Source organism: Snodgrassella alvi (genome assembly GCF_002777425.1).
In the GTDB taxonomy this organism is placed as follows: domain Bacteria; phylum Pseudomonadota; class Gammaproteobacteria; order Burkholderiales; family Neisseriaceae; genus Snodgrassella; species Snodgrassella alvi_B.
Map to the genome: position 1 here is coordinate 14710 of NZ_MDVC01000050.1, position 26734 is coordinate 41443.

Sequence of the window (26734 nt, forward strand, 5' to 3'; positions counted from 1 at the left end):
AGAGTTTTGAAATGGGTATAATACCGGATGGTTTTAATAAACAGTAATTTGATTAAAGCCAAAATCCCATTTCATTAGCTCGGGCAAGGCATTATGTCAGATAACGACAGAATTCATATTCGCGGTGCACGTACACATAATCTTAAAAACATAGATCTGGACATTCCCCGCCATCAACTGGTAGTCATCACCGGCCTGTCTGGCAGTGGTAAATCTTCTCTGGCTTTTGACACCTTATATGCAGAAGGTCAACGGCGTTACGTCGAAAGCCTGTCGGCTTATGCACGCCAGTTTCTGCAAATGATGGAAAAGCCGGATGTTGATTTAATTGAGGGTCTGTCCCCAGCCATTTCCATTGAACAGAAAGCCACCAGTCACAACCCCCGTTCCACTGTAGGCACGGTCACTGAAATTCACGATTATCTCCGTTTATTGTATGCACGGGTTGGTACGCCGTATTGTCCCGAACACAATCTGCCACTTTCAAGTCAAACTGTTTCGCAGATGGTAGACCATATTCTGGCTCTGCAAGAAGATAGCCGGGTAATGATTCTGGCACCCGCGGTACGCGGGCGCAAAGGTGAATTCATAGACTACTTTGCCGATTTACAGGTACAGGGTTTTGCCCGGGTACGGGTTGATGGTGAAGTGTATGCGATTGAAGAAGTGCCCAAGCTACAGAAAAATATTAAGCACGATATTGACGTAGTCATCGACCGAGTAAAAGTACGCACCGATATCAAACAGCGTCTGGCTGAAAGTTTTGAAACCGCACTGCGTCTTGGCAATGAACGTGCCCTTGCCATAGAAATGGACAGTGACCAAGAACACTGGTTTTCTGCCCGCTTTGCCTGCCCTGTATGCTCATACAGCCTACAGGAACTGGAACCAAGGCTGTTCAGCTTCAACAATCCTGTCGGTGCCTGCCCCAGCTGTGACGGACTGGGCAGCATGGATTATTTTGACCCTGAACGCGTAGTTATGCATCCGGACTTGTCTTTGGCCGCGGGTGCTATCAAAGGCTGGGATAAACGCAATACTTTTTATTTCCAGATGATTCAGTCACTGGCTCATCATTTTGATTTTGACGTTGATACTCCATTTAATCAACTGAAAGAAAAAATCCAGAACATCGTTCTGTATGGTTCCGGCAAGGAGCAGATTGAATTTACTTACCTTTCAGAACGGGGTACTAAATTCACCCGTAGCCATCCGTTTGAAGGTATTCTACCCAATCTGGAGCGCCGCTATCGGGAAACCGATTCCGCCACTGTGCGCGAAGAGTTAGCCCAATACCAAAGCCATCGTGCCTGCCCGGCCTGTGGGGGTGCGCGTCTGCGTACTGAAGCACGTTACGTTTATGTAGGCGGTAAGCCATTACAGGATGTAAATGCTTGGCCGCTCACAATCACACTGGATTTTTTCCAGAATCTGAATCTGGATGGTAACAAAAAACAAATTGCCGAAAAAATTCTTAAGGAAATCAATGAACGGCTTGGTTTTCTGATTAATGTTGGCCTCAATTATCTGAGCCTGGCACGTAGTGCAGAAACATTATCTGGCGGTGAAGCACAGCGTATCCGTCTGGCCAGCCAGATTGGTTCCGGCTTGACCGGTGTGATGTACGTACTGGACGAACCCTCTATCGGTCTGCACCAGCGTGATAACGACCGCCTGCTGGATACCCTGAAGCACCTGCGCGATTTGGGTAACAGCGTAATTGTGGTCGAACATGATGAAGATGCCATCCGTGCGGCTGATTTTGTTGTCGACATGGGCCCCGGTGCCGGTGAACACGGTGGCCACGTGATTATTGCCGCCTCACCAAAACAGGTTGCCAGCTGCAAAGAATCGATTACTGGCCAGTATCTTAGTGGCAAAAAATCCATCAGCATACCGGCACAACGCACTCCTGTAGACAAAAAACGCTTATTGATTTTAAGTGGAGCCAGCGGCAATAATCTCAAAAACGTTACTTTGACATTACCGCTTGGGTTGATTACCTGTATTACCGGTGTCTCTGGTAGCGGTAAATCCACCCTGATTAATGATACTCTGGCGAAAATTACAGCACGAGAACTAAACCGTGCCAGTGAAGAGCCTGCGCCATATGAAAATATTCAGGGATTGGAACAACTGGACAAAGTAATCAATGTCGACCAGTCGCCCATTGGTCGTACCCCGCGTTCCAATCCAGCCACCTATACCGGTCTGTTCACCCCAATCCGTGAACTGTTTGCCGGCGTACCGCTGTCACGCGAGCGTGGTTACAGCGTTGGGCGGTTTTCCTTTAATGTAAAAGGCGGACGCTGTGAAGCCTGTCAGGGCGATGGCGTGATTAAGGTAGAAATGCATTTTCTGCCCGATATTTATGTTCCCTGCGAAGTTTGTCATGGCAAACGTTATAACCGCGAAACACTGGAAATCCAATACAAGGGCAAAAACATCAGCGAAATTCTGGAAATGACCGTTGAAGATGCCTGTACTTTCTTTGATGCCGTACCTATAGTAAAACGCAAACTGCAAACACTACTGGACGTAGGGCTGGGCTATGTGCGTCTGGGGCAGTCGGCTACCACCTTGTCCGGTGGCGAAGCTCAGCGTGTCAAACTGGCACTGGAGCTGTCCAAGCGCGATACCGGCCGCACCTTGTACATACTGGATGAACCCACCACAGGTCTGCACTTTGCCGATATTGCCCTGTTACTTGATGTTATTCAGCGCCTGAAAGGCAAAGGCAATAGCATCGTTATTATCGAACATAATCTGGACGTAATCAAAACAGCTGACTATATCGTTGACCTTGGTCCGGAAGGTGGTGATGGTGGCGGTACCATTATTGCAGAAGGGACACCAGAAGAAGTTGCCGCCAATCGTAAAAGCTATACCGGTAAGTACCTTAAGCCAATGCTGGGCAAATAACCTTTCAGCCTGTTTGCCCAATATAGCTAGACCATTTTGGTTACAGGTGACTACTTTACTGATTAACCAAGCTATACTCATATGTAAAAAATACAAGCAACATGCATTTTGTGTTAATGTTAAACAGTATGTTTTATCGTTTATCTTAATCAAGGTTAAATATGAAAAAATTGTTATTTGCATTACTGTCTGTGGCTGCAATCGGTACAGTACTCACTGCATGCAGCCAGAAAAATGAAGCTGCATCGTCAGCCAATACCAGCAGCGCATCAGCTGCTACCAGCGAAACCGTACTTAAAGTGGCAGCCTCACCAGTACCTCATGCTGAAATTCTTCAGGTAGCCAAACCATTGCTGCAAAAAGAAGGTATCGATTTACAGATTGTACAAATGACAGATTACGTGCGTCCGAATATCGCTTTGGCTGAAAAAGATGTTGATGCCAACTTTACCCAGCACAAACCCTATCTAGACGATTTCGTGCAAAAACATAAAATGCAGTTAACACCTGTTGTTAACATCCATGTGGAACCAATGGGTGTTTACTCTAAAAAGGTTAAATCACTCAACGAAACTCCTGACGGCGGTCTGGTAACCATTCCAAATGATGCCTCTAATGGCGGTCGTGCCTTGTTATTACTGCAAAAAGCTGGCTTAATCAAACTTAAAGCTGATGCAGGTATCAGTGCTACTGTACGCGATATTGTAGACAACCCGAAACACCTGAAAATTACCCCAATGGACGCACCGCAGTTACCACGTACTTTGAATGATGCCACCTTAGCCGTAATTAATACCAATTTTGCCATGGAAGCCAAACTGGTACCGACTAAAGATGCTTTGTTCATTGAAGAAAAAGATTCTCCATATGCAAACATGCTGGTTGTCCGCACCGGTGATGAAAACCGCGCAGCAATTCAAAAACTGAAACAGGCCATGACCTCGCCTGAAGTGAAAAAATTTATTGAAGAAAAATATCAGGGTGCAATTATTCCCGCATTCTGATTAACCATGCATTACTAATCAATATAAATAACCCTTATGCCCAAAGGCCTAAGGGTTATATTTTTACATCTGGAAAGAATACCGGTAATTCATTACAAATCGCGCGGGCTAACCGCCTGCCACTGTCCCAAAGGCAGGTGCAGAGAAAAAACATTTAACCGCCCGATACCAACCCGTACCAGACGCAAACATGGCCAGCCTACTCTGGCACACATGCGCCGCACCTGCCGATTTTTACCTTCACTGATACGAATTTGCAGCCAGAAATCTGCTACCGTCTTGCGTTCACGGATTGGCGGCACCCGTGGCCACAGGCGGGCACTATCAGCCGTACTCACCACACTCACCTGTGCCGGAGCTGTCACAAAATCTCCTAAATCCACGCCCTGTCCCAGTTGCTGCAGGCGTTCCGCATCGGGCTTACCCTCTACCTGTGCCCAGTAAGTTTTCACCAGCTTATATTTTGGATGGGCAATTTTTGCCTGCAAACGTCCGTTTACAGTCAACAATAATAACCCCTCACTATCCGTATCCAACCGGCCAGCAGGATAAATATCCGGTAAAGGCACATATTGCTTTAAGGTAGGATATTTTTCATGGGCACTAAACTGACAAATCACCCCATATGGCTTATTCAGTACAATCAATTCCGGCACGGACATTATTTATCCAATCAGCAAATCAGGCTGCCAAAAATACTTTTGACAGCCTGTTAAACAACAATACAGAGACTTAACTCAGCAATAAAGCATCATCAGTTACTTTTTCACCCTGAGTATGCTCAAACATTTTTAACAAATCAGTGACACTCATACCGGCACGCTTATCGCCGGCAACATCCAACACCACCTGCCCCTGATGCAGCATAACAGTGCGCGAGCCATGATCCAGAGCCTGCTGCATCGAATGAGTTACCATCATCGCAGTCAGATTGTTTTCGCGCACAATACGGTCAGTCAGTTCGAGCACAAAAGCGGCTGTTTTCGGGTCAAGAGCAGCAGTATGTTCGTCCAGCAACAAAATTTTGGAATCCTGCAATGAAGCCATTAGCAGGCTAACCGCCTGCCGCTGGCCACCGGAAAGCAGGCCAATCCGGTCGCTTAGACGATTTTCCAGTCCCAGATTGAGCATGGCCAGTTTTTCCCGAAACAGTTCACGATACTGGCGCTTAATTGCAGCACGTAAACCACGTCCGTTTCCGCGCCTGAGTGCTAAAGCCATATTTTCTTCTATGGTTAGCGCTTCACAGGTACCGGCCAGCGGATCCTGAAACACCCGAGCCACCAACGGCGCACGTTTATAGGCCGGCTCATTGGTCACATCTTTATTATTAATGGTAATACTGCCAGAATCCACCAGAATATCACCACTGATAGCATTAAGGAAAGTAGACTTGCCAGCACCATTACTGCCGATAACCGTAACAAACTCGCCTTCAGCAATACTCAAACTCATGCCACGCAAAGCAGGATTTTCAATAGGCGTTCCTGCATTGAATGTCAGGCGTAAATCATCTGCGCGCATCATGCTTTTAATTTCCTTTTAAAATAACTTTTGATTGCTGGCAAACGCAAGGCCAGTACCACCAGAATGGCCGTTACCAGATTCAAATCCTGCGGGCCAAAACCGATATGTTGCAGCGTATCGCTGCCTAATGCCAGCGCAATAAACGCACGATACAGCACTGCGCCCACAATCACGGCCAGCGTAATCACCAAAAAACGCTTACCCGGAATTAGCGTTTCACCGATAATTACCGCCGCCAGACCAACAACAATTGTGCCGATACCAATGGAAATATCAGCGCCGCCCTGCGTCTGCACAAATAGAGCACCAGCCAGAGCAATAAATGCATTGGACATTGCCATGCCCAGCAACAAAATGCGCGAAGTATTCACGCCCTGTGCACGCGCCATTCGTGCATTTACCCCAGTGGCACGCATTGACAGACCTATTTCAGTGGCAAAAAACCAGTCCAGAAACAATTTGGCAACCAAAACAAAACCGAATATCACCAGTGGCTGTACCCAATACTGATTACTGATATCAGCATTGTAAAACGGTGTGAACACACTGGGCTGATCCAGCAGAGGCAGATTAGGCGCCCCCATAATACGCAGGTTCACCGAATATAAAGCCACCATAACCAGAATGCTGGCTAAAAGCTGCATGATTTTCAAAGAAACATGCAGCCATGCTGTCACCAAACCTGCACAGGCACCGGCTGCACCACCAAGTGCCGTCGCCAGCCACGGATTAACACCATGAGTCACGCACACGGCAAACACAGCGCCACCTAGCGGAAAGCTGCCATCAGCAGTCAAATCGGGAAAATCCAGAATTCGAAATGAAATCAGCACACCCAGAGCAACAAGGGCATATATCAGCCCGCTTTCTAAAGCACCAAATAAAGCTATAGAAGACATATTATCCAATTAATAAATTGTAGTTAAAAATAAAAACAACATCGGCAAAGCCAGAATCAGCCTGCCGATGTCACGGTATTCAGCACGAAGACCGGTTATTCTAATCGATTACTTTAGCCTGTTTAAGTAGCTCTGGCGGTAAGGTAATACCCTGTTCCGCGGCATTGGATTTACTTACCATCAAATCCAGCTGTTCGGCAGACACCCGCTGCGGCGCAATACTGCCAGCCTGTTCACCCTTAAGAATCCGACCCACAATCTTTCCCGTAGTCACACCAAGCTCATGATAATTAACGCCCAGTGCCACAGCAGCACCACGTTTCACCGAACCAGTATCGGAAGCAACCAGCGGCATTTTCATATTTTTGGCAACCTTGTACATGGATTCATAGGCAGAAACCACATTATTGTCCAGTGAGGTATAAATCAGGTTTGCCTTACCTTGCAGGCTTTTTGTGGCCATAGGCACATCAGTAGTGCGTTGTGCCGGAGCTGCCGCAACCGTAATACCATCTTTGGCCAGTAAAGTTTGCAATTGTCCCAGCACCACAGTGGAATTCACTTCACCCGGACTATACACATAGCCAACAGTTTTCAGATTAGGTACCACCTGTTTCATCAAATCAATCTGCGGCTGCAACGGCAGTTCATCAGACACACCAGTTACATTGGTTTTACTCGGCTCCCAGTTTGCCACCAGTTTGGCTGCTACCGGATCGGTTATCGCAGCAAATACTACCGGTATCTTGCGTGTTGCCGCCACTACAGACTGCGCACTTGGTGTACCAATAGCCACAATCACATCCGGATTACTACCAGCAAATTTTTTGGCAATCTGGCTGGCTGTAGCTGTATTACCCTGTGCACTCTGAAAATCAATCCGCAGATTCTTGCCCTGTTCATAGCCTTCGGCACGCAGTTCATCTATCACACCCTGACGCACAGCATCCAGTGCCGGATGCTCTACAATCGCAGTGATGGCTACTTTCTTCATACTATTATCACTGGCCTTGCCGCCCTGTTCGGACGGCGAACAGGCTGTAAGCAAACAGGCAGCAGCCAAACCCAGAATCAGTAATTTTTTTTTCGATCCGAGCATATTGGGTTCCTTAGCACAAGGTTATTCAGAAGCAATTGAGTAATAAAATTGCTTACAAGCAGATGATGGTGCAAATTATACAAAAAATCCAGCCTGAATGCGTAATCAAAATTACTTAAGCAAACTGCTTTATACCGAAATAAAAATTCCATACTTTATTTTTATAAGCAATAAAATACCAAATAATAGCTTAAATCACAAAAATAATGCTCATAACTAGCAAACCATGCCATATCTGACTTTTCTTTGCAAAGAGTATTTGCCTAGTTTCAACCAGCCGGCTATACCGGCCGGAAACCACATAGCCAGGTTTTCCAGAACAGCCGCTGCTGACGCGGACGCGGCACAATTAATTGATACTGTAAAACATTTGCCAGCCCATCTTGCTCAATTTCCTCAAGCAGCGCAGAAGAGATTGCCAGCATCGCCAGACTGCTACGCTGCCGATATTTGTCTGCCTGCGGTAACAAAGCCACAATAGACTTAAACTGTCTTTTCAATTCAACCAGCCATGTACTTAATAAAGACATAAATTCTGCACTACCATGTGCATTTAATATCTGATGAGCTGGTACATTAAATTGCTGCAACATCGCTACTGGAATATAAAGCCGTCCCTGCCGCGCATCAGCACCAATTTGTGAAAACAGCTTTACAGATTGGCATAATTCACCAGCTTTTTCGGCAAATTCCAAAGTTTGCTGCTCAGTAAATCCCAAAACCCTGCTACCCAAACGCCCTTGTACCATCCCAGCCTGACATGCATATTGGCGTAACTGCTTCATATCCTGAAATCTAGCCTGAGTTAGCTCCGTACAATGCGCCTTAATCAGCGCCTGCAACTCAGACTGCGGCAAAGCATATTCTGCAATTAGCGGTTGCAGAGCCTGCATCAGCGGATGTTCCTGCATTGCTTTGTCCGCATAAAGCTGGCTTATCTGCTGTTGCCACCAGTTAAGAGTGGTCAGCGCTACATTGGCTTCCGAACAATCCTGTACTACCTCCCGCAACTCCTGTTGCAGAGCATACAACACCACCAGCGCCTGACGCTGTGCACGGGAAAGAAAAGGAAAACGAAAAGCCATAGCATTCCTGCTATGGCAGATTTTCTGATAACAATATTCAAGTGGCTGCACAGCAATAGATTAATTTTAACTTAAATAACTATTGTAACCTGTTCCAGCTGTTTATCCAGCAATATATGCATGCAAAAATTTAATTTTTTAGCGTGTCTTTTTTTACCTCACCCGAACGCAAAATAAAATTCAGCCTGCCTTCCCAGAATTCAATCAGAAATAAATCATCTTTAGACAAGTGTTGCTGCTGCATTTTCTGCTCTAGCCATTTTTCATCTTTGTTTATACGCTGTAATTCAGTTGTACGAACTTCACCATCCTTGAATAAAATCAATGAAGGATATTTGCCCCTGTCGGTAAGTACTGTTAATGACCCACTGGGTTCTATCTGTGCGTAACTAACTTCCTGAAAAGAAGTAACTCCCTGAGCATGCAATAGCGAAGCCACATTCAAAATATCAATCTTATTTTTTTTACGCAGAATATTATCCATCAAAAAGCGCCCGTCTTTCATAATCGGAATCGGTTCTCCAATGGCAAACATTCTAAAAAAACTCACGTGTTTACAGATCCAATTTAAGAGTGAAATCAGACCAACACCAATCAACAGCACAATAATATACTGATGAATGGGGATATCCTCATTATAAATAACGCCACCTATAATTCCACCAAGTACAAAATTACCAATAAAGTCAACTGGCGTCATCTGATTCAGCTGGGTTTTACCGGTAAAATTCAAATGCAATATCACAATTAAAAAGCCTACAAGAAACTTGGCCAGCACCCATAAATAGTATTCCATAAGAATTCCTAACTGTATTTCAAAGTTAAATTCCCGGCCAACAACTATTGGCTCAGGTTCCTTCCCCTCATACAAGCATAATTCCCAACTGTACTGATTACTGTGTAAACATAAAAATTTCAAACACCAACCTGATCCAATAGTATTTCAACCATTTGATAAAAATAAATTTTTTACCAAAAATTTCTAAATTCGCATAAAGAAATGAACTTTCTAGCCACATTACACATTTCATTACAATAAGATAAACTAAACTTTTCTATTAACATAAAAAGTAAATAAAAGTTATAGACAACGCTTTGCCATATAAATAAAATTACATACTAGGTATAACCAGATTGATACACCGATTTCCGCTATAATTAAATTCTTTACATATTGAATTAAACATCTATGTCAAATCAGCGTCTCATCATCGGTTTTCATGCAGTTAACGCCCGTTTATGGCAAAACCCCGCCAGCATTATTGAGCTTTATGTACTTGAGGGTAAACACGATGCCCGTATGCGGGATGTACTAAGCAAAGCTGAAACAGAAAATGTACGTGTCATCAGTGCGGATCAGACACGCCTCGACACCCTGAGCAAACATGCACGCCATCAGGGCGTAGTGGGCTTCATCGATGCATCAAGACAACACGTAGACATAGAGGATGTACTCGAAAACCTGAATGAACCACCATTACTGCTAATTCTTGATGGCATTACTGACCCTCATAATCTGGGTGCCTGCCTGCGCGTAGCAGATGTCATGGGCGTACATGCCGTTATCGCCCCTAAAGACAAAAGTGCTGGCCTCAATGCCACCGTAAGTAAAGTGGCCTGTGGTGCAGCCGAAACCGTGCCCTATATCACCGTTACCAATCTGGCGCGCACCATCCGTGAGCTGAAACAGCGCGGTATCTGGATTATTGGCACCGATATGGAAGGCAGCGAGGATTTATACCACTTTACTGCCCCTGAAGCCGTAGCTTGGATAATGGGTGCCGAAGGCAGCGGTATGCGCCGTTTGACACGTGACCTGTGTGACACATTGGTATCCATTCCCATGTTTGGAACTGTTGAAAGCCTAAATGTTTCCGTAAGTACCGGAATTGTGCTGAGCGAAACCCGCCGGCAGCGAATACTGGCCAACAACGGCAAAAACTGAAATAAATACTTATTACTGATAAGTACTAGACGATTAGAAAATTAAGGAGATACAGATGATTTGGTGCATTGTCGCCCTGCTACTGTTTGTGTTGGAAATGTTCAGCGGTACATTTTATCTACTGGTAATCAGCGCCTCATTACTGAGTGCCGGTCTGACAGAGTGGCTACTGCAAACCAGCAACAATACCAATGCATTAATTGCCACCGTTTTTTCCATTATTGGTATCACCATTGTACGTTTGTGGCAAAAAAAACATCCACGGGAAAACAGAGCTAACGCAAGTGATGACCCGGATTACGGTCAGACTGTGGTGCTCACCCAGCCGCTTACCGATGGCTTATGGCAGGTACACTACCGTGGCACCACATGGCAGGCGCGTTTTACCCAGCCCACCACCGCAAAAGCCGGTGACAGCGCCCAAATCATCAGTCACAACGGCAATATTTTAAATCTCACTTCGCAAATCTCCACTACTTCTCAGGAATAACCATGATTCTGACCTTTCTTTTTTTAGCAGCTATCGTTGTCTTTATCTGCATGGCATTTAAAGTTGTGCCACAACAGGAAGTCTACATTGTCGAACGCTTAGGCCGCTATCATGCCACCATGGTAGCCGGTTTGAACTTTATCATTCCAATTATCGACCGGGTAGCCTACAAACATACCTTAAAAGAAATTCCGCTGGATGTACCCAGCCAGGTATGTATCACCCGTGATAATACCCAGCTTACCGTGGATGGCATTATTTATTTTCAGGTAACTGATCCCAAACTTGCTTCCTATGGTTCCAGCAACTTCGTCGTAGCCATTACCCAGCTGGCACAAACTACCCTGCGCTCAGTAATTGGCCGCATGGAACTGGACAAAACCTTTGAAGAACGTGATGACATTAACCACACAGTGGTTGCTTCACTGGATGAAGCAGCCGTTTCATGGGGTGTAAAAGTTCTGCGCTATGAAATCAAAGATTTAGTACCACCACAAGAAATTTTACGTTCGATGCAGGCACAGATTACTGCCGAACGGGAAAAACGCGCACGTATTGCCCAGTCTGAAGGGATTAAACAGGAGCAGATTAATCTGGCAGCTGGTCAGCGCGAAGCCGAAATTCAGAAATCTCAGGGTGAAGCACAGGCCTCCATCAATGAATCTCAAGGTGCCAAAGTTGCCCAAATCAATCGCGCTGAAGGTGAAGCAGAAGCCCTTCGTCTGGTGGCTCAAGCCACTGCCGAAGCAATCCGTGAGGTTGCCGCTGCGGTTAAAGAACCTGGCGGTACAGAAGCAGTTAATTTGAAAGTAGCTGAACAGTATGTTGATGCCTTTGCCAAACTGGCAAAAACCAATAATACCCTGATCATGCCTGCCAACGTAGCCGATATCGGCAGCTTGGTTAGTGCCGGTATGAGCATTATCAAAGGCCAGAACAGCACCGCAGCTAAATAAACAATTATTCGTGACTAAAAAGCAGGCTACCGGTTAACTCAAACCGGTAGCCTGAATATTTTCAGCACCATTAAATTAACACCGCTTATTCTGTCAGAGTAAGCAATATAATACTGGTTATCCTGATTTGTCTGTATATCCAGTACAGATACTATAATTCTTCAGTTAACGGCCACAGCCATGCCCAGACATTACGGCCTTCGCTGCGCAATACCATAAAAGTACGACATGCAGCTGCCGTAGTCATACTTTCAACACCTATACCTTTCGCTGCCAGTTGCGCCGTCAGGCGCGGGTGAATAAACACATGTTTACTACCAGTGCCAATCAGAATGACTTCCGGCTGCGCTTGCATAGCTTGGGCAAAATCTTCGATAGTTAATGCTTCAGCACCATCTTTATCCAATGACAATACTTCAGTTGTAGTAATACACACAGGCCTAGTGTATTGCTGGCCATTTACCGTAATTCCACCATTATCAAACTCTTCAATCCATAAGCCCTGTTTATCACGGATTTCATCAATCTGCATCAAATACTCCTTATGCTTAACCACATAATCTAATATAGCAGTAGTAGTCAAAAAAGCTGTTTTCCGCTAGCATAGTAGATTAACGTAAAATTGCAAGTATTAAGCAGTCATACAATTAAATTCGTCTAATTTAAGGAGTAAAAATGCAGCCTCTACGCATTGGTTTGCTGGGTGTTGGCACAGTTGGTGGCGGCACCGTCAAGTTGTTACAGAATAATGCAGATGAAATCACCCGCAGGCTCGGGCGTGAGCTGATTATTACCCGAGCAGCCAGCCGTAATATAGAACGCACCCGCGAAATATGTGGGCATCACACCCTCATCAGTAATGATGTATTCGATGTAGTCAATGCTCCAGATGTTGACGTTGTAGTAGAACTGATTGGCGGTACAACAATTGCCAAGGATGCTGTGGTACAGGCAATTAAAAATGGCAAGCACATCGTTACCGCTAATAAAAAACTACTGGCCGAATTCGGTAACGAAATTTTCCAGCAGGCATCAAAGCACAATGTAATGGTAATGTATGAGGCAGCAGTTGCTGGCGGTATTCCCATTATCAAAGCACTGCGCGAGGGGCTGGCCGCCAACCACATCGAATCTATTGCCGGTATCATCAATGGTACCAGCAACTTCATTCTGAGTGAAATGCGTGCCAATGGCAGCACCTTTGCGGAAGCATTGGAGCAGGCTCAGGCATTGGGCTATGCAGAAGCCGACCCCACCTTTGATATCGAGGGTCATGATGCCGGCCATAAATTAAGCATTATCTCTGCGCTGGCATTTGGTACACCGATTAACTTTAGCCAGTGTTATCTGGAAGGCATCAGCCATCTGGAAAGTCTGGATATCTGCTATGCAGAAGAATTAGGCTATCGCATCAAATTACTCGGCATCACCCGTAAAACCTCAGAAGGCATTGAGCTGCGTGTACACCCTACCCTGATACCGGAAAGCCGCCTACTGGCCAAAGTAGAAGGCGTGATGAACGCAGTATCAGTTCAGGCTGATATGATTGGCCAGACGCTTTACTATGGTGCCGGTGCCGGTGCCGGCCCTACTGCCAGTGCAGTCATGGCTGATATTATCGATGTTACCCGTTTACAGAATGCAGAAGCCAGCTACCGTGTTCCTTATCTGGCCTTTCAGACTAATTCACTGCAAAACATTTCTATCCTGCCAATGGATGAAATTATCAGCAGCTATTATCTGCGCGTATCCGCCTGCGATGAACCTGGGGTATTAGGTGAGATTGCCAATATTCTGGCCGCAGAAAACATTTCCATCGAGGCATTGATTCAAAAAGGCATTCTCAACAAAGAATCCGCCGAAATTGTTATTCTCACCCACTCTACCAAAGAGCGCTTTATCAAACAGTCTATGGCTCGTATTCAGGCATTACCACGGGTGCTGTCACCAGTAACCATGATTCGAATGGAAAGTTTGTATCCACGCTAATCTCTTGTTGCAAAAACGATGATTTTAGATACGGGCAATATTGCCCGTATCTAATTGCGTTTTAATATACGCCGATAAACTTCGCTCAAAATAATATAATTAGTCAGCAATCTCAGATAGTATAAGTATACTTAAATCCTAAACTGATAATCTAATCAACTTATATAGTTTAAATGATTGAAGAAAACACCAAAAATACAGTGTTCAACATCACCCATTCAGAGCTTGGCGAACAATTAATCATAACTATTTATTTAAATTAATTACTCAACCTGATTTCCAAAAACACAGTATAAAAACACAATAAATTAATAAAATCTTCAAGTCCGCACCAAACAGGCTGCACAATCGTTTATTCCGACTGAAAATTTATAAAAATTCATTATCTATCATATACATAAAGTTAAACAAGCTGCAAAACAATTAAATCCCTAATAAACAAAATATAATCTATTTATATAAAATATATTACATAGATATATTTTATATAATATAATGCCATAAGTATAAATATATTCAACCCAATATGGCACGCTTATTTCATCATCATCCAGATAAGCATCAACCACATTCAGCTCAGCATAACATCCAGGGATATAGCCTGACCCAGCTATTAATTACACTTGCAGTTATCCTGATACTCACCGCCATCGCTTACCCCTATTACCACCAGCAGGTACAGCAGGCAAGACTACAGCAGGCACAGGCCGCCTTGCTTACCAACAGCCAATATCTGGCCAAACACTACCAGCAGCACATCAGTTACAAGAAAAACAAAAATAGCTGGCCACACTTACCCATCAGCCAGAATCAGTATTTTTGTTTCCGCATTCAGGGTAATCCACGCTATACCCGTGAAGAACATTACACGCTTAAAGCAGTAGCACTAGACACCAAAGCCGAACCTCGTATACTCAAGCTCAATCAGGATGGCAGAGTATTTGTCTGCCAAAGCAGTACCAGCCGTTGTGATGAAGAAGAGCATTTTTTCAGCGGCCACAGTCAAACCGACCAGAACTGCCAAATCTTTAATCACTAGCCAATTCAGGACCACAACAACATTCTAATAATGAAACTGTTACAATACGCGCTCTTTCCATAACACATATCCGAACTTAGTCTGGTTAAATCATGAGTATTCTGTCACTGGATAACGCCTGCTTTGCAGTTGGCCACCATCCCTTACTGGATCAAGCATCCCTGCAAATGGACGCAGGGGAAAAAATCGGCTTTATTGGTCGTAATGGTGCAGGTAAATCCACACTACTGAAAATTCTTGCCGGCGTACAAAAGCTGGATGATGGTCTATTAACCATTCAGAACAATCAAAATGTAGTATATGTGCCGCAGGAGTCCTTTTTCGACCCACAGGCTACTATTTTTGACACCATAGCCCAGGGGCTGGGTGAACTGCAAAGCCTGCTGCGCGAGTATCATGAAATCAGCCAGAATGTGAGTGATGAAGCCAGCCTGAACCGTTTAACGGAACTACAGAATGAGCTGGAAAGCCGCAATGGCTGGCAATTTGATGCCCTGATAGCACAGACCCTGAGCGAATTAAAACTACCGGAAAATGAATTTATCGGTAATCTCAGCGGCGGACAGAAAAAACGAGTTGCTCTGGCACAGGCATGGGTACAGAAACCCGATATTCTGTTACTGGATGAGCCCACCAATCATCTGGATATCGAAGCCATTGAGTGGATGGAAAACCTGCTGAGCAATTTCGCTGGTAGCTTGATTGTTGTTACACACGACCGTCGTTTTCTGGACCGCGTAGCCACGCGTATAGTTGAATTAGACCGCGGACACTTGCGCAGTTATCCGGGCAGTTTCAGTGCCTACAGCGAGAAAAAGGCACAAGAACTGGCAGTAGAAGCCGAGCACAATCGCCTGTTTGATAAATTCCATGCTCAGGAAGAAGCATGGATTCGCAAAGGTATTGAAGCACGCCGTACCCGCAATCAGGGGCGAGTAAAACGGCTGGAGCAATTGCGGCGCGAGCGCGCGGCGCGACGCGAAGTTCAGGGGCAAGTTAGCTTTAATCTGAATCGTGGCGAATCCAGCGGTAAAATCATAGCCGAAATCGAACATGCAAGCTTCTCCTACGGTGAGCATATCATCATGCGCGACTTCTCCAGCATTATTCAGCGTGGCGATAAAATTGGCCTTATCGGGCCAAACGGGGTGGGTAAAACCACATTTCTAAAATTGATTTTAGGAGAGCTGCAACCCACTTTAGGCAAAATTCGTCAGGGCTCACGCCAGGAAGTAGCCTATTTTGACCAATTTCGCAGTGCACTGAATGAAAACGATACTGTTTTCGATACTATCGGACAGGGTAACGACTATGTAGAAATTGGTGGCCAGCGCAAACATGTTATCGGTTACCTCGAAGAATTCCTGTTCTCTCCGGCTCGAGTACGCAGCGAAGTCAAATCACTTTCGGGAGGTGAACGCAATCGGCTATTATTGGCCAAACTGTTTACCCGTCCGGCCAATATTCTGGTACTTGATGAACCCACCAACGATCTGGATATCGATACTCAGGAATTACTGGAAGAATTATTGCGCGATTACAACGGTACGGTATTTTTGGTCAGCCACGACCGTACTTTTCTGGATAATGTCGTTACCCAATCTATCGTATTCAATGGCAATGGCCAGTTAAAAGAATACATCGGTGGCTATCAGGATTACATCGATGCCAGAAAACGCGAACAAAGCTTGCAGACACCGACACCAACAGTAAGCAAAGACACCAGCAGCAGTGACAAAACCCGCACCAAAAACCGGCGCAGCGATAAACTTTCCTATAATGAACAGCGCGAACTGGCCAGTTTACCAGATGAGCTTGCTGCGCTGGAAGCTGAACAAACTGAGTTGAATGAAAAACTTTCCGACCCAGAAATTTTCAAAAATGACTACAAACTGGCAGCCGAATGGCAAGCGCGCATTGCTGAAATTGAAGAACTATTGCTAGAAAAACTTGAGCGCTGGGAAAGCCTTGAAGCAAAACAAAAGCTCCAGAACTGATGCTCATAAACAAACAGCTAGTGAATTAATTACACTAGCTGTTTTGCAAAACCGGATTTATCTTTTATGGTAGCGTCCGCCAGCACCAGCACGCCGCATACAAGTATCATAACGACGAGTAACATTAGTCGCATACCAGTTAGTATTGTAATCCTTACTTAATTTCGGCCCACTAATTACCACCTGCGGCATAATCGCATATGGTGGATTTTTACCAAACTGGCGTTTATACAAATTAATCACATTTTGATACGTAGTTGTATTTTCAAATTCCGCCTGCTTTTCCTGCAATAAATCCGCCCGGATCTCTTCTGATTTCATCGCCATACCATGATCAGCAAACAACTGATTAAGTGCTGTTTCAGTCTGACTAGGCATAGACTGAGCATTATCATCCTTATCATACAGCAGCAAATCTCCATCCAGAGACATATCCAGATTCAGCAGCTTATTAATACTCTGCTGAAAAGCAGCATTGCGGCTCGAATACATACCTGAATTATAATCTGCAAAACGATATTGGGTATTATCATAGTTAGCAGGATATTTCATCAGCCGGTGAATACCATAATACAAACCACCCTCACGAGTATACATATAATCTCGCAACTCATTTACAGACGCATGGTCGCGCTGGTGCTGACGCGCATATTTCACCGATACCTGCATCGAACCAATAGTAGTAATCGGATTATTTTCTTCCCCCAAATCCTTGCCCATAAATTTGGCCGCGGCATTGGCAATAGAGTCGGCATAAAACTGCTTGGCAACATAAGCAAAAATCTGTCGATAAATCAAATCCAATTGCTGTTCAGTTTTTACGGCACGCATCTGCACCAGAAAACTGTTTTCCTTGCTCGGCTCATTAAGCAATACATAGGTAAAATAACGAGAAACTGCTGGCCCTAATGCCGGACCAAACTGTTTAATAAATTTTTGTGGTACTTCAGTCTGAAACGCTTTAATTGCCTTATTACCCAAATCAGGAACAGCTGGATTGGCAACAAAATTGGACTCCTGGTCCACCACAGCAATCACACTACACACATTTTCCCGTGTCTTACTGATTTTCAGCTCATCCATAATCCGGCTGATATCTGCCGCCCATGCATCACGTTGTGCTACCCTTGCCGGTATTAGCTGGCTTATTTGCGCAGACTGGGACAATATTTTACTATTGTCACGCTGCGAATCTTCATCGACACCAGACCAGCTTCCATGCTCCTTACAGGCAACTAAAGCCCACAACAATAATCCTGCCAATGTTATCCGACCAGCTGCTTTCAGTAAAAATTTAGCGTTCATACTATATACATTCATTCAAGCAAATCAGTTCATCAGCATACCCAACACAGCTTATTTCCTAACATCCTTGCAACGACAACGCCAGAACCATACCCAGACCCACAGCAATACAGCGCTAAAAAATAATGCACTCCATATCGGCAAAGGTACCCACAGAATACGTTGAACTTCACCGCAATTGCCTGAGCCACGAATAATTGGTTCATACCAGTCAAACAATGGCGCATTACGATAAAGAAATGTCAATGGTGCGCCGCAGGAGGGCTGCTCAACTAAGGGCAGGTGCTGAATATATATCTGGTATATCGCCACATACAGCCCTACAACTGGCGCCACACTCACCACAACAGCATTAATCACACGCTCTAAACAACTACGATTGGGGCAGCAGGCACACAAAAGAGCCAGTAATGTTGTCGCAATCACTGCAATACGTTGTTTAATACACATCACACAGGGATTCATGTCCAGAACATATTGGCCGATAAATGATCCGGCTGTACAAAGCACACCCAGAAAAAATACACACCATAATGCCTTACGAAAGCTCATTTTCAATCCTTTCAAGCTGGCTGCAACCAAAAGCACACTGACCACTTACCGGCTGGCTACAACAAAACAAGCCATGCCACTCATAGCTTATACCCCGGCAACCGTCATATTATCAATCAGAATAGAACCCACCTTATGTGTACTGCGTCTTAATGCATCGTCTGCCGCACCAACCATGGCCATAAACATATCCTGCAAACGCGAAGCAATCGTAATACCTTCTACCGGATAGGCAATTACCCCATTTTCCACCCAGAAACCAGCCGCACCACGTGAGTAATCACCAGTAATTCCATTCACGCCCTGTCCCATTAGTTCTGTAACTAGCAAACCAGTGCCCATCGTCTTCAACAGCTCAGCCTGAGTAGTATGCGTATGATTCAGATATAAATTGTGCACCCCACCGGCATTGCCAGTTGTCGTCATGCCTAACTTGCGCGCACTGTAACTGCTTAAAAAATAGCCAGACACATGGCCACCATCAATAACCGTACGTTCACGGGTAGCCACACCTTCAGCATCAAAATAAGTACTGGCCAGTGCCTTTTTCACATGCGGCTTTTCAGTCAGAGATACCCATGGTGCCAGAATTTGCCTGCCCAGACTATCTACCAGAAAACTGGTTTGCCGATACAGCGCACCACCACTAAGCGCACCCACCAGATGGCCAATCAAACTTCCAGCTACCGTAGTATCGAAAACCACCGGATATTTACCAGTAGCAACAGACTGGCCATTCAGGCGCCGCACCGTACGTGCAGCAGCAGTTTGGCCAATCGTTTCGGCTGTAGCCAGATCGCACGCATCACGTGCCAGATCATACCAGTAATCACGCTGCATACCAGAAGCATCAGCAGCCACCACACTACAGGAAATACTGTGCCGACTGCCACGCTGATAGGCACAAAAATCATTACTGTTGGCATATACATACTGATAATGGTCAGTCTGCACCTCAGCACCTTCGGAATTACTGATACGCTCATCCGTATCCAGCGCAGCCCGTTCTGTACGTTTACCAATTGCAATTGCTTCATCCGCAGATAAAGACCAGGGAAAAAACACTTCTGTATCACCCAGCTCTGTTGCCAGTAATGCAGCATCGGCCAAACCGGCACAATCATCCTGAGCAGTATAGCGGGCAATATTCAATGCCGCCGTTACCACCTCCCCGATTGCCCTGTCATTAAAATCAGCAGTACTGGCACGCCCTTTGGCCTGCCCCAGATAAACCGTAATATCCAGAGACTTATCCTGCTGATATTCAATATGTTCAACATCCTGCTGGCGCACTTGAACATTCTGTCCAACAGATTCACTGATATCAATTTCAGCCGCACTTGCCCCCTGTTCTCTGGCTTTCTGCAATGCCTGCTGGCTCAACTGTTGTAACTGTTCGGCGCTGTGATGAAACATAATTAACCTCTTGCAAAGAAGCCTGCATTCTAGCATGCTGCTTTAAGCACTGGCAGCAATGAAACATACATGCCAACTGAAATAATACGGATTTTTTGCTAAAATAGACACTTGAAATTCAGATTACATGTGACACCTAAATATATGAACAGCAACCTTGATAGCCAAACCATTGCAGAAAAAGAATGGGTAAGCAAAACCCAGATGAAAAAGCAAATGAACGATTTGCAACAACTGGGCATGGAACTCACCAAACTTTCTGCTGATACCTTAAAGAAAATGAATCTGTCCGAAGATTTATTACAAGCAGTACTAAGCTATCAAAAAATCAGCTCCAACAGCGCCCTAAAACGGCAGGCACAATTTATTGGCCGCCTGATGCGTGAAACCGACACCGCACCAATCAGCGATTATCTGGCACGCCTCAAAGGTGAAAACAACGCACATAACGCCTATCTGCAAAGGTTGGAAAATCTGCGCCAGCGTCTGATTGCCGATGATAGCAGCCTTACTGAAGTCATCAGCCAGCACCCACATATCGACATCAATAATCTGCGCACTCTGATTCGCAATGCCCGCAAAGAACAGATTTCCGGTAAACCGCCAAAAGCATTCAGAGCAATTTTCCAATTACTGAAAACCGAAATCAGCGAAGATACCTCTTCCTGAAACAACAAAACATATTTCTGAAATTAATGGCCATTTCCCTGCCTGATTAAGTCAATTTCAGCACCCGAATCTGGATAAACACCATGAGCGATATCTTAAATAAAATCATTGCCACCAAAAAAAACGAAATGGTTGCAGCCAAAACTGCTGAATCACTGGCCGAAGTTCGAGCACGGGCTTACGATCAGGCACCGACGCGCCCTTTTCTTGATGCCATCCATACCAAACATCATCAGGGTAAAGCCGCCATTATTGCCGAAGTCAAAAAAGCCAGCCCATCCAAAGGGCTGATTCGCCCCGACTTCTCACCAGCAGACATCGCTCAAGCCTACCAGCAAGGTGGTGCCGCCTGCATGTCTGTCCTTACCGATACCAGCTATTTTCAGGGCAGCCTCGCCTACCTGAATACAGCCCGTAACGCTTGCAATCTGCCCGTATTACGTAAAGATTTCATCATCGACATCTATCAGATTTATCAGTCCCGGGCGCACAACGCCGATGCGATACTGCTTATCGCAGCAGCACTAAGCCATACCCAGCTAAATGAATATGAAGCAATTGCCCACGAACTGGGCATGACCGTACTGCTTGAGATTCACGATGAAGATGAACTGGAAAAATGCAACAATATGCGCACCCCGCTATGGGGTATAAACAACCGCAATCTGCGTACATTCGAAGTGGATTTACAGCAAACCATCAAACTTCTACCGGCACTAACCGGCAAAACCATCGTTACCGAAAGCGGCATTTTTACCACAGACGACATTCATATGATGCAACAACATCAGGTTAACACCTTTCTCATCGGTGAAAGCCTGATGCGCAAACAGAACATTGCTGATGAATTGAGTATACTAGTCAATGCCTGAAGCATTTATACACCCTATCTAAACCTAATTAATTACCGTAAAAGGAAAAATCATGGCCGTGATTATTAAAAATGCAGAAGAAATTGCTGCAATGCGCGTTGCAGGCCGACTGGCTGCCGAAGCGCTTGACTATATAGGCCAGTTCATCAAGCCAGGTATCACCACCAACGAAATCGACAAACTGATACATGATTACCACATCAACGTTCAGGGCGGCTATCCTGCACCATTGGGTTATGGTAACCCACCATTTCCCAAATCCTGCTGCACTTCCGTTAACCATGTTATCTGTCACGGCATTCCCGATGACAAACCATTAAAAAATGGCGACATCCTGAACATCGACGTCACCATTATCAAAGACGGTTTTCATGGCGATTCCAGCCGCATGTATGCAGTCGGGGAAATCAGCCCACAGGCACGCCGCCTGATTAACATTACCCATGAAAGTATGATGGCCGGTATCTCAGTAGTTAAACCGGGTGCCACTCTGGGAGACATTGGCTATGCATGTCAGCAGGTTGCCGAAAATGCCGGATACTCCATGGTACAGGAATTCTGTGGACATGGCGTTGGCCGCGGTTTTCATGAAGAACCACAAGTGTTGCATTATGGTCGCCGCAATACCGGCTTAAAATTGCAACCAGGCATGATATTCACTATTGAACCAATGGTTAATCAAGGTAAACGTCAATTACGTATCTTAAGCGACGGTTGGACAGTCGTAACCAAAGATCACAAACTCTCCGCACAGTGGGAACACGAAGTATTGGTCACCGAAAATGGTTACGAAATTCTCACCATTAGCCCTCTAACAGGTAAACCTTAATCCCACAAAAAACAACAAAACTTTACATTAAAACGTCATTAAACCTGATTTAAGACAATAACTATTAACCCAGTTTAATTAAAATAAAATTGTATTATTTTTGAAACACCATATTTTTATAAACCAGCAGCAATATTGTATTGAATGTAAAAACTATTGTGATAATATTGAAGTCCATAGATAATTATGCATATTGGTCTAACATTAGTCACTACTTTTAATGACTAAACTTACCAAAATAATTAAATATTTATGAATGATCATATTAATTAATTCTACTAACACATAGACAACTTGTTTTTAAGGTATAACAATATGAAAGCTTTTAAACCTATCAACAATGTGCGCGAAATCCGTAAAAAACTTGGTCTAAACCAAATCGAGTTCTGGAGTCAGGTTGGCGTCACTCAATCAGGTGGTTCCCGTTACGAAGCTGGCCGCAACATTCCGAAACCAGTTCGCGAACTGGTTCGTCTGGTACATGTGGAACAGCTGGAATTGAGCAAACTCAATCGTGCAAACATGGAAGTGGCTGAACTGCTTAAAAACGAGCATCCCGAAATGTATCAACAGCTGAAAGCAAAAGCAGAAGGAAAATAACCCTTTCTATTAGCTTTCTCACTAAAGCTCCGTACCAGATTCTGGACGGAGCTTTTTATCTTGTTTATTAAAAATTCAGCCTTATAATAAAGCCCAACAAATTAATCAGGATTTATCCATGACACACACAGCATCTACCCTGATGCCTTTTTTTGGTCTCATCCGGGTAAGCGGCGAAGACCGCACCTCATTTCTACACAACCAGCTATCCAACGACATAAACCATCTGCCAGCAGGTCAGGCCTGTCTGGCAACCTACAACACAGCCAAAGGTCGTGTAATAGCTAACATAGTGGTACTTAACAGAGGAGAAGACATCATCCTGATTGCCGCCGCCGACCTGTGCGAAACATTACAAAAAAAACTACAGATTTACATCATGCGCAGCAAAGTAAAGCTGGAATGCATGGCTGAATGGGGCGCAGCTGTCAGCGTACCAACCCCTACAACTACATCAGCAGAACCAGCACAACCACAATATGTCTTATCAACCACCCAAACAAACCAAATCTGGCATATAACCCTGCCAGATAACTCCACTATCCAGATTGGCAAAATCAGCCAGCTACCTCCATTCAATACCGAAACAAGCAAAACATGGCAGACACATCAAATCAACAGTGGTAATCCGTGGATCAGCGCAGCCACCACAGAAACTTGTGTAGCACAAATGCTTAACCAGCAACTGATCGGCGCAGTCCATTTCAAAAAAGGCTGTTATCCAGGTCAGGAAATCATTGCCCGTGCTCAATACCGTGGCCAGGTAAAACGCGGACTGGCACTACTAGAAACCACCAGCGCACTCTCCGCTGGTGATATCATCAACGACAGCAACAACGAAGAAGTCGGCCTGCTTGTCAATCAAGTACAACAAGGAGCAATCACCTTAGCTCTGGCTGTAATCAAACACAGCGCTGCTGAAACTCAATTAAAGTGTCGTAATCATCCCATTGCCACAAAAAAGTGCTTTTTTACCACAGCTATTACCAAAAATACCTGAAACAGCAAATAACCACCCACCAGCAGATATTTCTTCATACCACCTGCTGGCAAATATATTGAATAATGAAATACAAAAATGAAAATGCATATACGAAATAAATATTACCCCGTTCTAGCTATTTTCAAATACCGGCTTTATGCCAACCATAGCAGACTTACCACCATTTAACCCTATCCATCAAAAGCACTATTTCTGCCCATAAACCGCACAAATAACAGATTTTATATCAACCTGTGCTACAATATATCCTTTACAAGACGGCCACAGCCGTCTTGTTTTTATTGTTTGCAGAATACAAAAAATCATGAGTCAGATTGCCCAGGAAGCGGCACGCCGCCGCACATTTGCGATTATTTCCCACCCGGACGCCGGTAAAACCACCCTCACCGAAAAACTATTATTGTTTTCCGGTGCCATTCTCTCAGCCGGTACCGTCAAAGGTAAAAAATCCGGAAAATTTGCCACCTCAGACTGGATGGAAATCGAAAAACAGCGCGGCATATCCGTAGCCTCGTCCGTCATGCAGTTCGATTATCGCCAGCATGTCGTCAACCTGCTCGACACCCCCGGCCATGAAGACTTTTCTGAAGACACCTATCGCGTACTTACCGCAGTAGACAGTGCCCTGATGGTGATTGATGCAGCCAAAGGCGTAGAAGCACAAACCATCAAACTTTTAAACGTCTGCCGCTTGCGTGATACCCCAATAGTCACCTTCATGAACAAATACGACCGTGAAGTGCGAGACTCACTCGAATTACTTGATGAAGTAGAAAATATACTGCATATCCGCTGCGCCCCGATTACCTGGCCGATTGGCATGGGCAAAAACTTCAAAGGTGTATACCACATCCTCAATGATGAAATTTACCTGTTTGAAGCCGGCGGCGAAAAACTACCACACCAATTTGATGTCATCAAAGGCATCAACAATGCCCGTCTGGATGAACTCTTTCCCATAGAAATACAACAACTGCGTGAAGAAATTGAGCTTGTACAGGCGGCCTCAAATGAATTTGATTTAGATGCCTTTCTGCGCGGCGAACTTACCCCCGTCTTTTTCGGTTCAGCCATCAATAATTTCGGCATTCAGGAAATCCTCAATGCCCTGATCGACTGGGCGCCAGCGCCACAACCACGCGAAACCCTCGAACGAGTGGTCGAGCCCACCGAAAGCAAATTCTCCGGTTTTGTATTCAAAATCCAGGCAAATATGGATGCCAAGCACCGCGACCGCATTGCATTTTTGCGTGTATGCTCCGGCGAATTCACCCGTGGCATGAAGATCAAACATCTACGCTTGAATCGCGATATTGCAGCTTCCAGCGTTGTTACCTTCATGTCACATACCCGCGAGCTGGTCGAAGAAGCCTTTGCCGGCGACATTATCGGTATTCCCAACCACGGCAATATCCAGATTGGCGACAGCTTTACCGAAGGTGAACGTCTCACCTTCACCGGTATTCCATTTTTTGCCCCTGAGCTATTCCGCGCCGTACGGATTAAAAATCCACTAAAAATGAAGCAGCTACAAAAAGGTTTACAGCAGCTGGGTGAAGAAGGTGCCGTACAGGTATTCAGGCCACACAACGGCGGCGACCTCATACTTGGCGCCGTAGGCGTATTGCAGTTTGAAGTAGTCACAGCCCGTCTGGCTAATGAATATGGCGTCGATGCCGTATTTGAATCTGTCAGCATCTGGTCAGCACGCTGGGTATCCTGTCCCGACAGGAAAAAACTGGCCGAATTTGAAAAAGCCAACGTACTTAACCTCGCTACCGATGCCGGTGGCAACCTCACCTACCTCGCCCCCAACCGCGTTAACCTGTCGCTTACCGAAGAACGCTGGCCAGATATCCGTTTCCATGAAACACGAGAATTAACTGCCCAGATTAACCAATAAGCACACCAATTCAAACCACACCAAAGCAGCTAACCCCTTACCGGAAAGCTGCTTTTATTATTTCCAGCACTCAATCATCTACACCGTTGATAAAATACAACACAAAAATTACCTAAAAATAAATACAAATTAATATAAATCAACAAATAAACTAATTTAATAATTTTAATTTAACAAAATTAAACCAAACCATGAAATACTAAAGCAATAAACTGGTAACAAACTGTGTTTATCAACCAAAGGAGACATAAGCATGGGAGAAGCCTACTGGGCTGCCCGCGAGGGAGACATCCTTTTACACACCTCCATGCTTGCAGACATCGTTGGCGCCGCCGTAGAAATCGCCACCTACGCCGCCATTACCGCGGCCGCAGGCTTCCTCGTTTTTGGCACCATAACCACCGGCGGACTGGCATTAAGCCTTGTCGTAGGCATCGTCATGGCCATGACCGGCGGCGATAATGTCGTATCTAATCTCGCCGACTGGGTCAGTAGCATCTTTCCTCTCAACGAAGATGGCAAAATCACCACCGGCTCACCCAATACCCGTATCAACAGCAAACCGGCAGCTCGCGCCGCGGGCACAATAGACCCAAGCATCGAACTGACCGATGACGGCGAACAACCACAACA

25 protein-coding genes are annotated in these 26734 nt (G+C 45.1%); 15 read left to right on the plus strand and 10 right to left on the minus strand.

The window, feature by feature from the left end; genetic code table 11:
• Positions 1-93 precede the first annotated feature (93 nt).
• Both uvrA and BGI33_RS03505 read left to right on the plus strand, forming a co-directional pair.
• Complete coding sequence (gene uvrA / locus BGI33_RS03500; protein ID WP_100089952.1) at positions 94-2922, plus strand: excinuclease ABC subunit UvrA; 2829 nt, start codon at positions 94-96, stop codon at positions 2920-2922.
• 161 nt (positions 2923-3083) lie between these two features.
• A complete protein-coding gene (locus tag BGI33_RS03505; RefSeq protein WP_100089953.1) occupies positions 3084-3926 on the plus strand; it encodes a MetQ/NlpA family ABC transporter substrate-binding protein in 843 nt (280 codons plus the stop codon).
• Positions 3927-4018: 92 nt separating this feature from the next.
• Here BGI33_RS03505 and BGI33_RS03510 read toward each other — a convergent pair whose 3' ends face one another.
• From BGI33_RS03510 to BGI33_RS03535, 6 genes are all read right to left on the minus strand, one after another.
• Complete coding sequence (locus BGI33_RS03510; protein WP_100089954.1) at positions 4019-4588, minus strand: pseudouridine synthase; 570 nt, start codon at positions 4586-4588, stop codon at positions 4019-4021.
• Positions 4589-4658: 70 nt separating this feature from the next.
• Positions 4659-5453 carry an ABC transporter ATP-binding protein gene (locus BGI33_RS03515; protein WP_100089955.1) on the minus strand — a complete coding sequence of 265 codons (795 nt, stop codon included), beginning with the start codon at positions 5451-5453 and terminating at the stop codon, positions 4659-4661.
• Positions 5450-6352 carry an ABC transporter permease gene (locus BGI33_RS03520; protein WP_100089956.1) on the minus strand — a complete coding sequence of 301 codons (903 nt, stop codon included), beginning with the start codon at positions 6350-6352 and terminating at the stop codon, positions 5450-5452. Before BGI33_RS03520 ends, BGI33_RS03515 begins: the two co-directional genes overlap by 4 nt.
• 100 nt (positions 6353-6452) lie before the next feature.
• Complete coding sequence (locus BGI33_RS03525) at positions 6453-7451, minus strand: ABC transporter substrate-binding protein (RefSeq protein WP_100089957.1); 999 nt, start codon at positions 7449-7451, stop codon at positions 6453-6455.
• A gap of 281 nt (positions 7452-7732) precedes the next feature.
• The gene (locus tag BGI33_RS03530; RefSeq protein ID WP_100089958.1) at positions 7733-8536 is read right to left on the minus strand and encodes a squalene/phytoene synthase family protein; all 804 of its coding nucleotides are present in this window, start codon (positions 8534-8536) and stop codon (positions 7733-7735) included.
• A gap of 130 nt (positions 8537-8666) precedes the next feature.
• On the minus strand, positions 8667-9332 hold the full coding sequence (locus tag BGI33_RS03535; RefSeq protein ID WP_100089959.1) for a DUF421 domain-containing protein: 666 nt from the start codon (positions 9330-9332) through the stop codon (positions 8667-8669).
• Positions 9333-9725: 393 nt separating this feature from the next.
• Here BGI33_RS03535 and rlmB point away from each other — a divergent pair, with 393 nt between their 5' ends.
• Genes rlmB through BGI33_RS03550 form a run of 3 tightly spaced genes read left to right on the plus strand, consistent with a single transcriptional unit; the run spans position 9726 to position 11927 of the window.
• Complete coding sequence (rlmB, locus tag BGI33_RS03540; protein WP_100089960.1) at positions 9726-10481, plus strand: 23S rRNA (guanosine(2251)-2'-O)-methyltransferase RlmB; 756 nt, start codon at positions 9726-9728, stop codon at positions 10479-10481.
• A gap of 55 nt (positions 10482-10536) precedes the next feature.
• Complete coding sequence (locus BGI33_RS03545) at positions 10537-10971, plus strand: NfeD family protein (RefSeq protein ID WP_100089961.1); 435 nt, start codon at positions 10537-10539, stop codon at positions 10969-10971.
• A gap of 2 nt (positions 10972-10973) precedes the next feature.
• Positions 10974-11927, plus strand: a complete 954-nt coding sequence (locus BGI33_RS03550; protein WP_100089962.1) for an SPFH domain-containing protein — start codon at positions 10974-10976, stop codon at positions 11925-11927.
• 151 nt (positions 11928-12078) lie between these two features.
• On the opposite strand, the gene BGI33_RS03555 is transcribed toward BGI33_RS03550, so the two are convergent.
• On the minus strand, positions 12079-12459 hold the full coding sequence (locus BGI33_RS03555; protein WP_100089963.1) for an Mth938-like domain-containing protein: 381 nt from the start codon (positions 12457-12459) through the stop codon (positions 12079-12081).
• Between the two features lie 143 nt (positions 12460-12602).
• Between BGI33_RS03555 and BGI33_RS03560 the strand changes: the two genes are divergently transcribed.
• The 3 genes from BGI33_RS03560 to BGI33_RS03570 all read left to right on the plus strand — a co-directional run bounded on the left by BGI33_RS03560 (position 12603) and on the right by BGI33_RS03570 (position 16952).
• A complete protein-coding gene (locus BGI33_RS03560; protein WP_100089964.1) occupies positions 12603-13916 on the plus strand; it encodes a homoserine dehydrogenase in 1314 nt (437 codons plus the stop codon).
• 526 nt (positions 13917-14442) lie between these two features.
• Positions 14443-14955, plus strand: coding sequence for a type IV pilin protein (locus BGI33_RS03565; protein ID WP_100089965.1), 513 nt, complete (start codon positions 14443-14445; stop codon positions 14953-14955).
• A gap of 92 nt (positions 14956-15047) precedes the next feature.
• A complete protein-coding gene (locus tag BGI33_RS03570) occupies positions 15048-16952 on the plus strand; it encodes an ATP-binding cassette domain-containing protein (protein ID WP_100089966.1) in 1905 nt (634 codons plus the stop codon).
• Between the two features lie 57 nt (positions 16953-17009).
• On the opposite strand, the gene BGI33_RS03575 is transcribed toward BGI33_RS03570, so the two are convergent.
• From BGI33_RS03575 to pmbA, 3 genes are all read right to left on the minus strand, one after another.
• Positions 17010-18257 (minus strand): DUF1615 domain-containing protein, encoded by a 1248-nt coding sequence (locus tag BGI33_RS03575; RefSeq protein WP_218965130.1) that lies wholly within the window; start codon positions 18255-18257, stop codon positions 17010-17012.
• 51 nt (positions 18258-18308) lie between these two features.
• Positions 18309-18809 (minus strand): disulfide bond formation protein B, encoded by a 501-nt coding sequence (locus BGI33_RS03580; protein WP_100089968.1) that lies wholly within the window; start codon positions 18807-18809, stop codon positions 18309-18311.
• 87 nt (positions 18810-18896) lie between these two features.
• Positions 18897-20228 carry a metalloprotease PmbA gene (gene pmbA, locus BGI33_RS03585; RefSeq protein ID WP_100089975.1) on the minus strand — a complete coding sequence of 444 codons (1332 nt, stop codon included), beginning with the start codon at positions 20226-20228 and terminating at the stop codon, positions 18897-18899.
• Positions 20229-20369: 141 nt separating this feature from the next.
• On the opposite strand from pmbA, the gene yjgA reads away from it, so the two are divergent.
• The 7 genes from yjgA to BGI33_RS03620 all read left to right on the plus strand — a co-directional run.
• Entirely contained in the window at positions 20370-20894 is a 525-nt protein-coding gene (gene yjgA, locus BGI33_RS03590) for a ribosome biogenesis factor YjgA (protein WP_100089969.1), read from the plus strand.
• Between the two features lie 83 nt (positions 20895-20977).
• Positions 20978-21766: an indole-3-glycerol phosphate synthase TrpC gene (gene trpC, locus BGI33_RS03595; RefSeq protein WP_100089970.1), complete on the plus strand. Its 789-nt coding sequence runs from the start codon at positions 20978-20980 to the stop codon at positions 21764-21766.
• Between the two features lie 49 nt (positions 21767-21815).
• Complete coding sequence (gene map, locus BGI33_RS03600; RefSeq protein WP_100089971.1) at positions 21816-22595, plus strand: type I methionyl aminopeptidase; 780 nt, start codon at positions 21816-21818, stop codon at positions 22593-22595.
• Positions 22596-22910: 315 nt separating this feature from the next.
• The gene (locus BGI33_RS03605; protein ID WP_100089972.1) at positions 22911-23195 is read left to right on the plus strand and encodes a helix-turn-helix domain-containing protein; all 285 of its coding nucleotides are present in this window, start codon (positions 22911-22913) and stop codon (positions 23193-23195) included.
• A gap of 118 nt (positions 23196-23313) precedes the next feature.
• Positions 23314-24195: a CAF17-like 4Fe-4S cluster assembly/insertion protein YgfZ gene (gene ygfZ, locus BGI33_RS03610; RefSeq protein ID WP_100089973.1), complete on the plus strand. Its 882-nt coding sequence runs from the start codon at positions 23314-23316 to the stop codon at positions 24193-24195.
• 307 nt (positions 24196-24502) lie between these two features.
• A complete protein-coding gene (locus BGI33_RS03615) occupies positions 24503-26101 on the plus strand; it encodes a peptide chain release factor 3 (RefSeq protein ID WP_100089974.1) in 1599 nt (532 codons plus the stop codon).
• Between the two features lie 307 nt (positions 26102-26408).
• Positions 26409-26734: hypothetical protein (locus BGI33_RS03620; protein ID WP_144235357.1), on the plus strand; the 326-nt coding region annotated here is incomplete at its 3' end.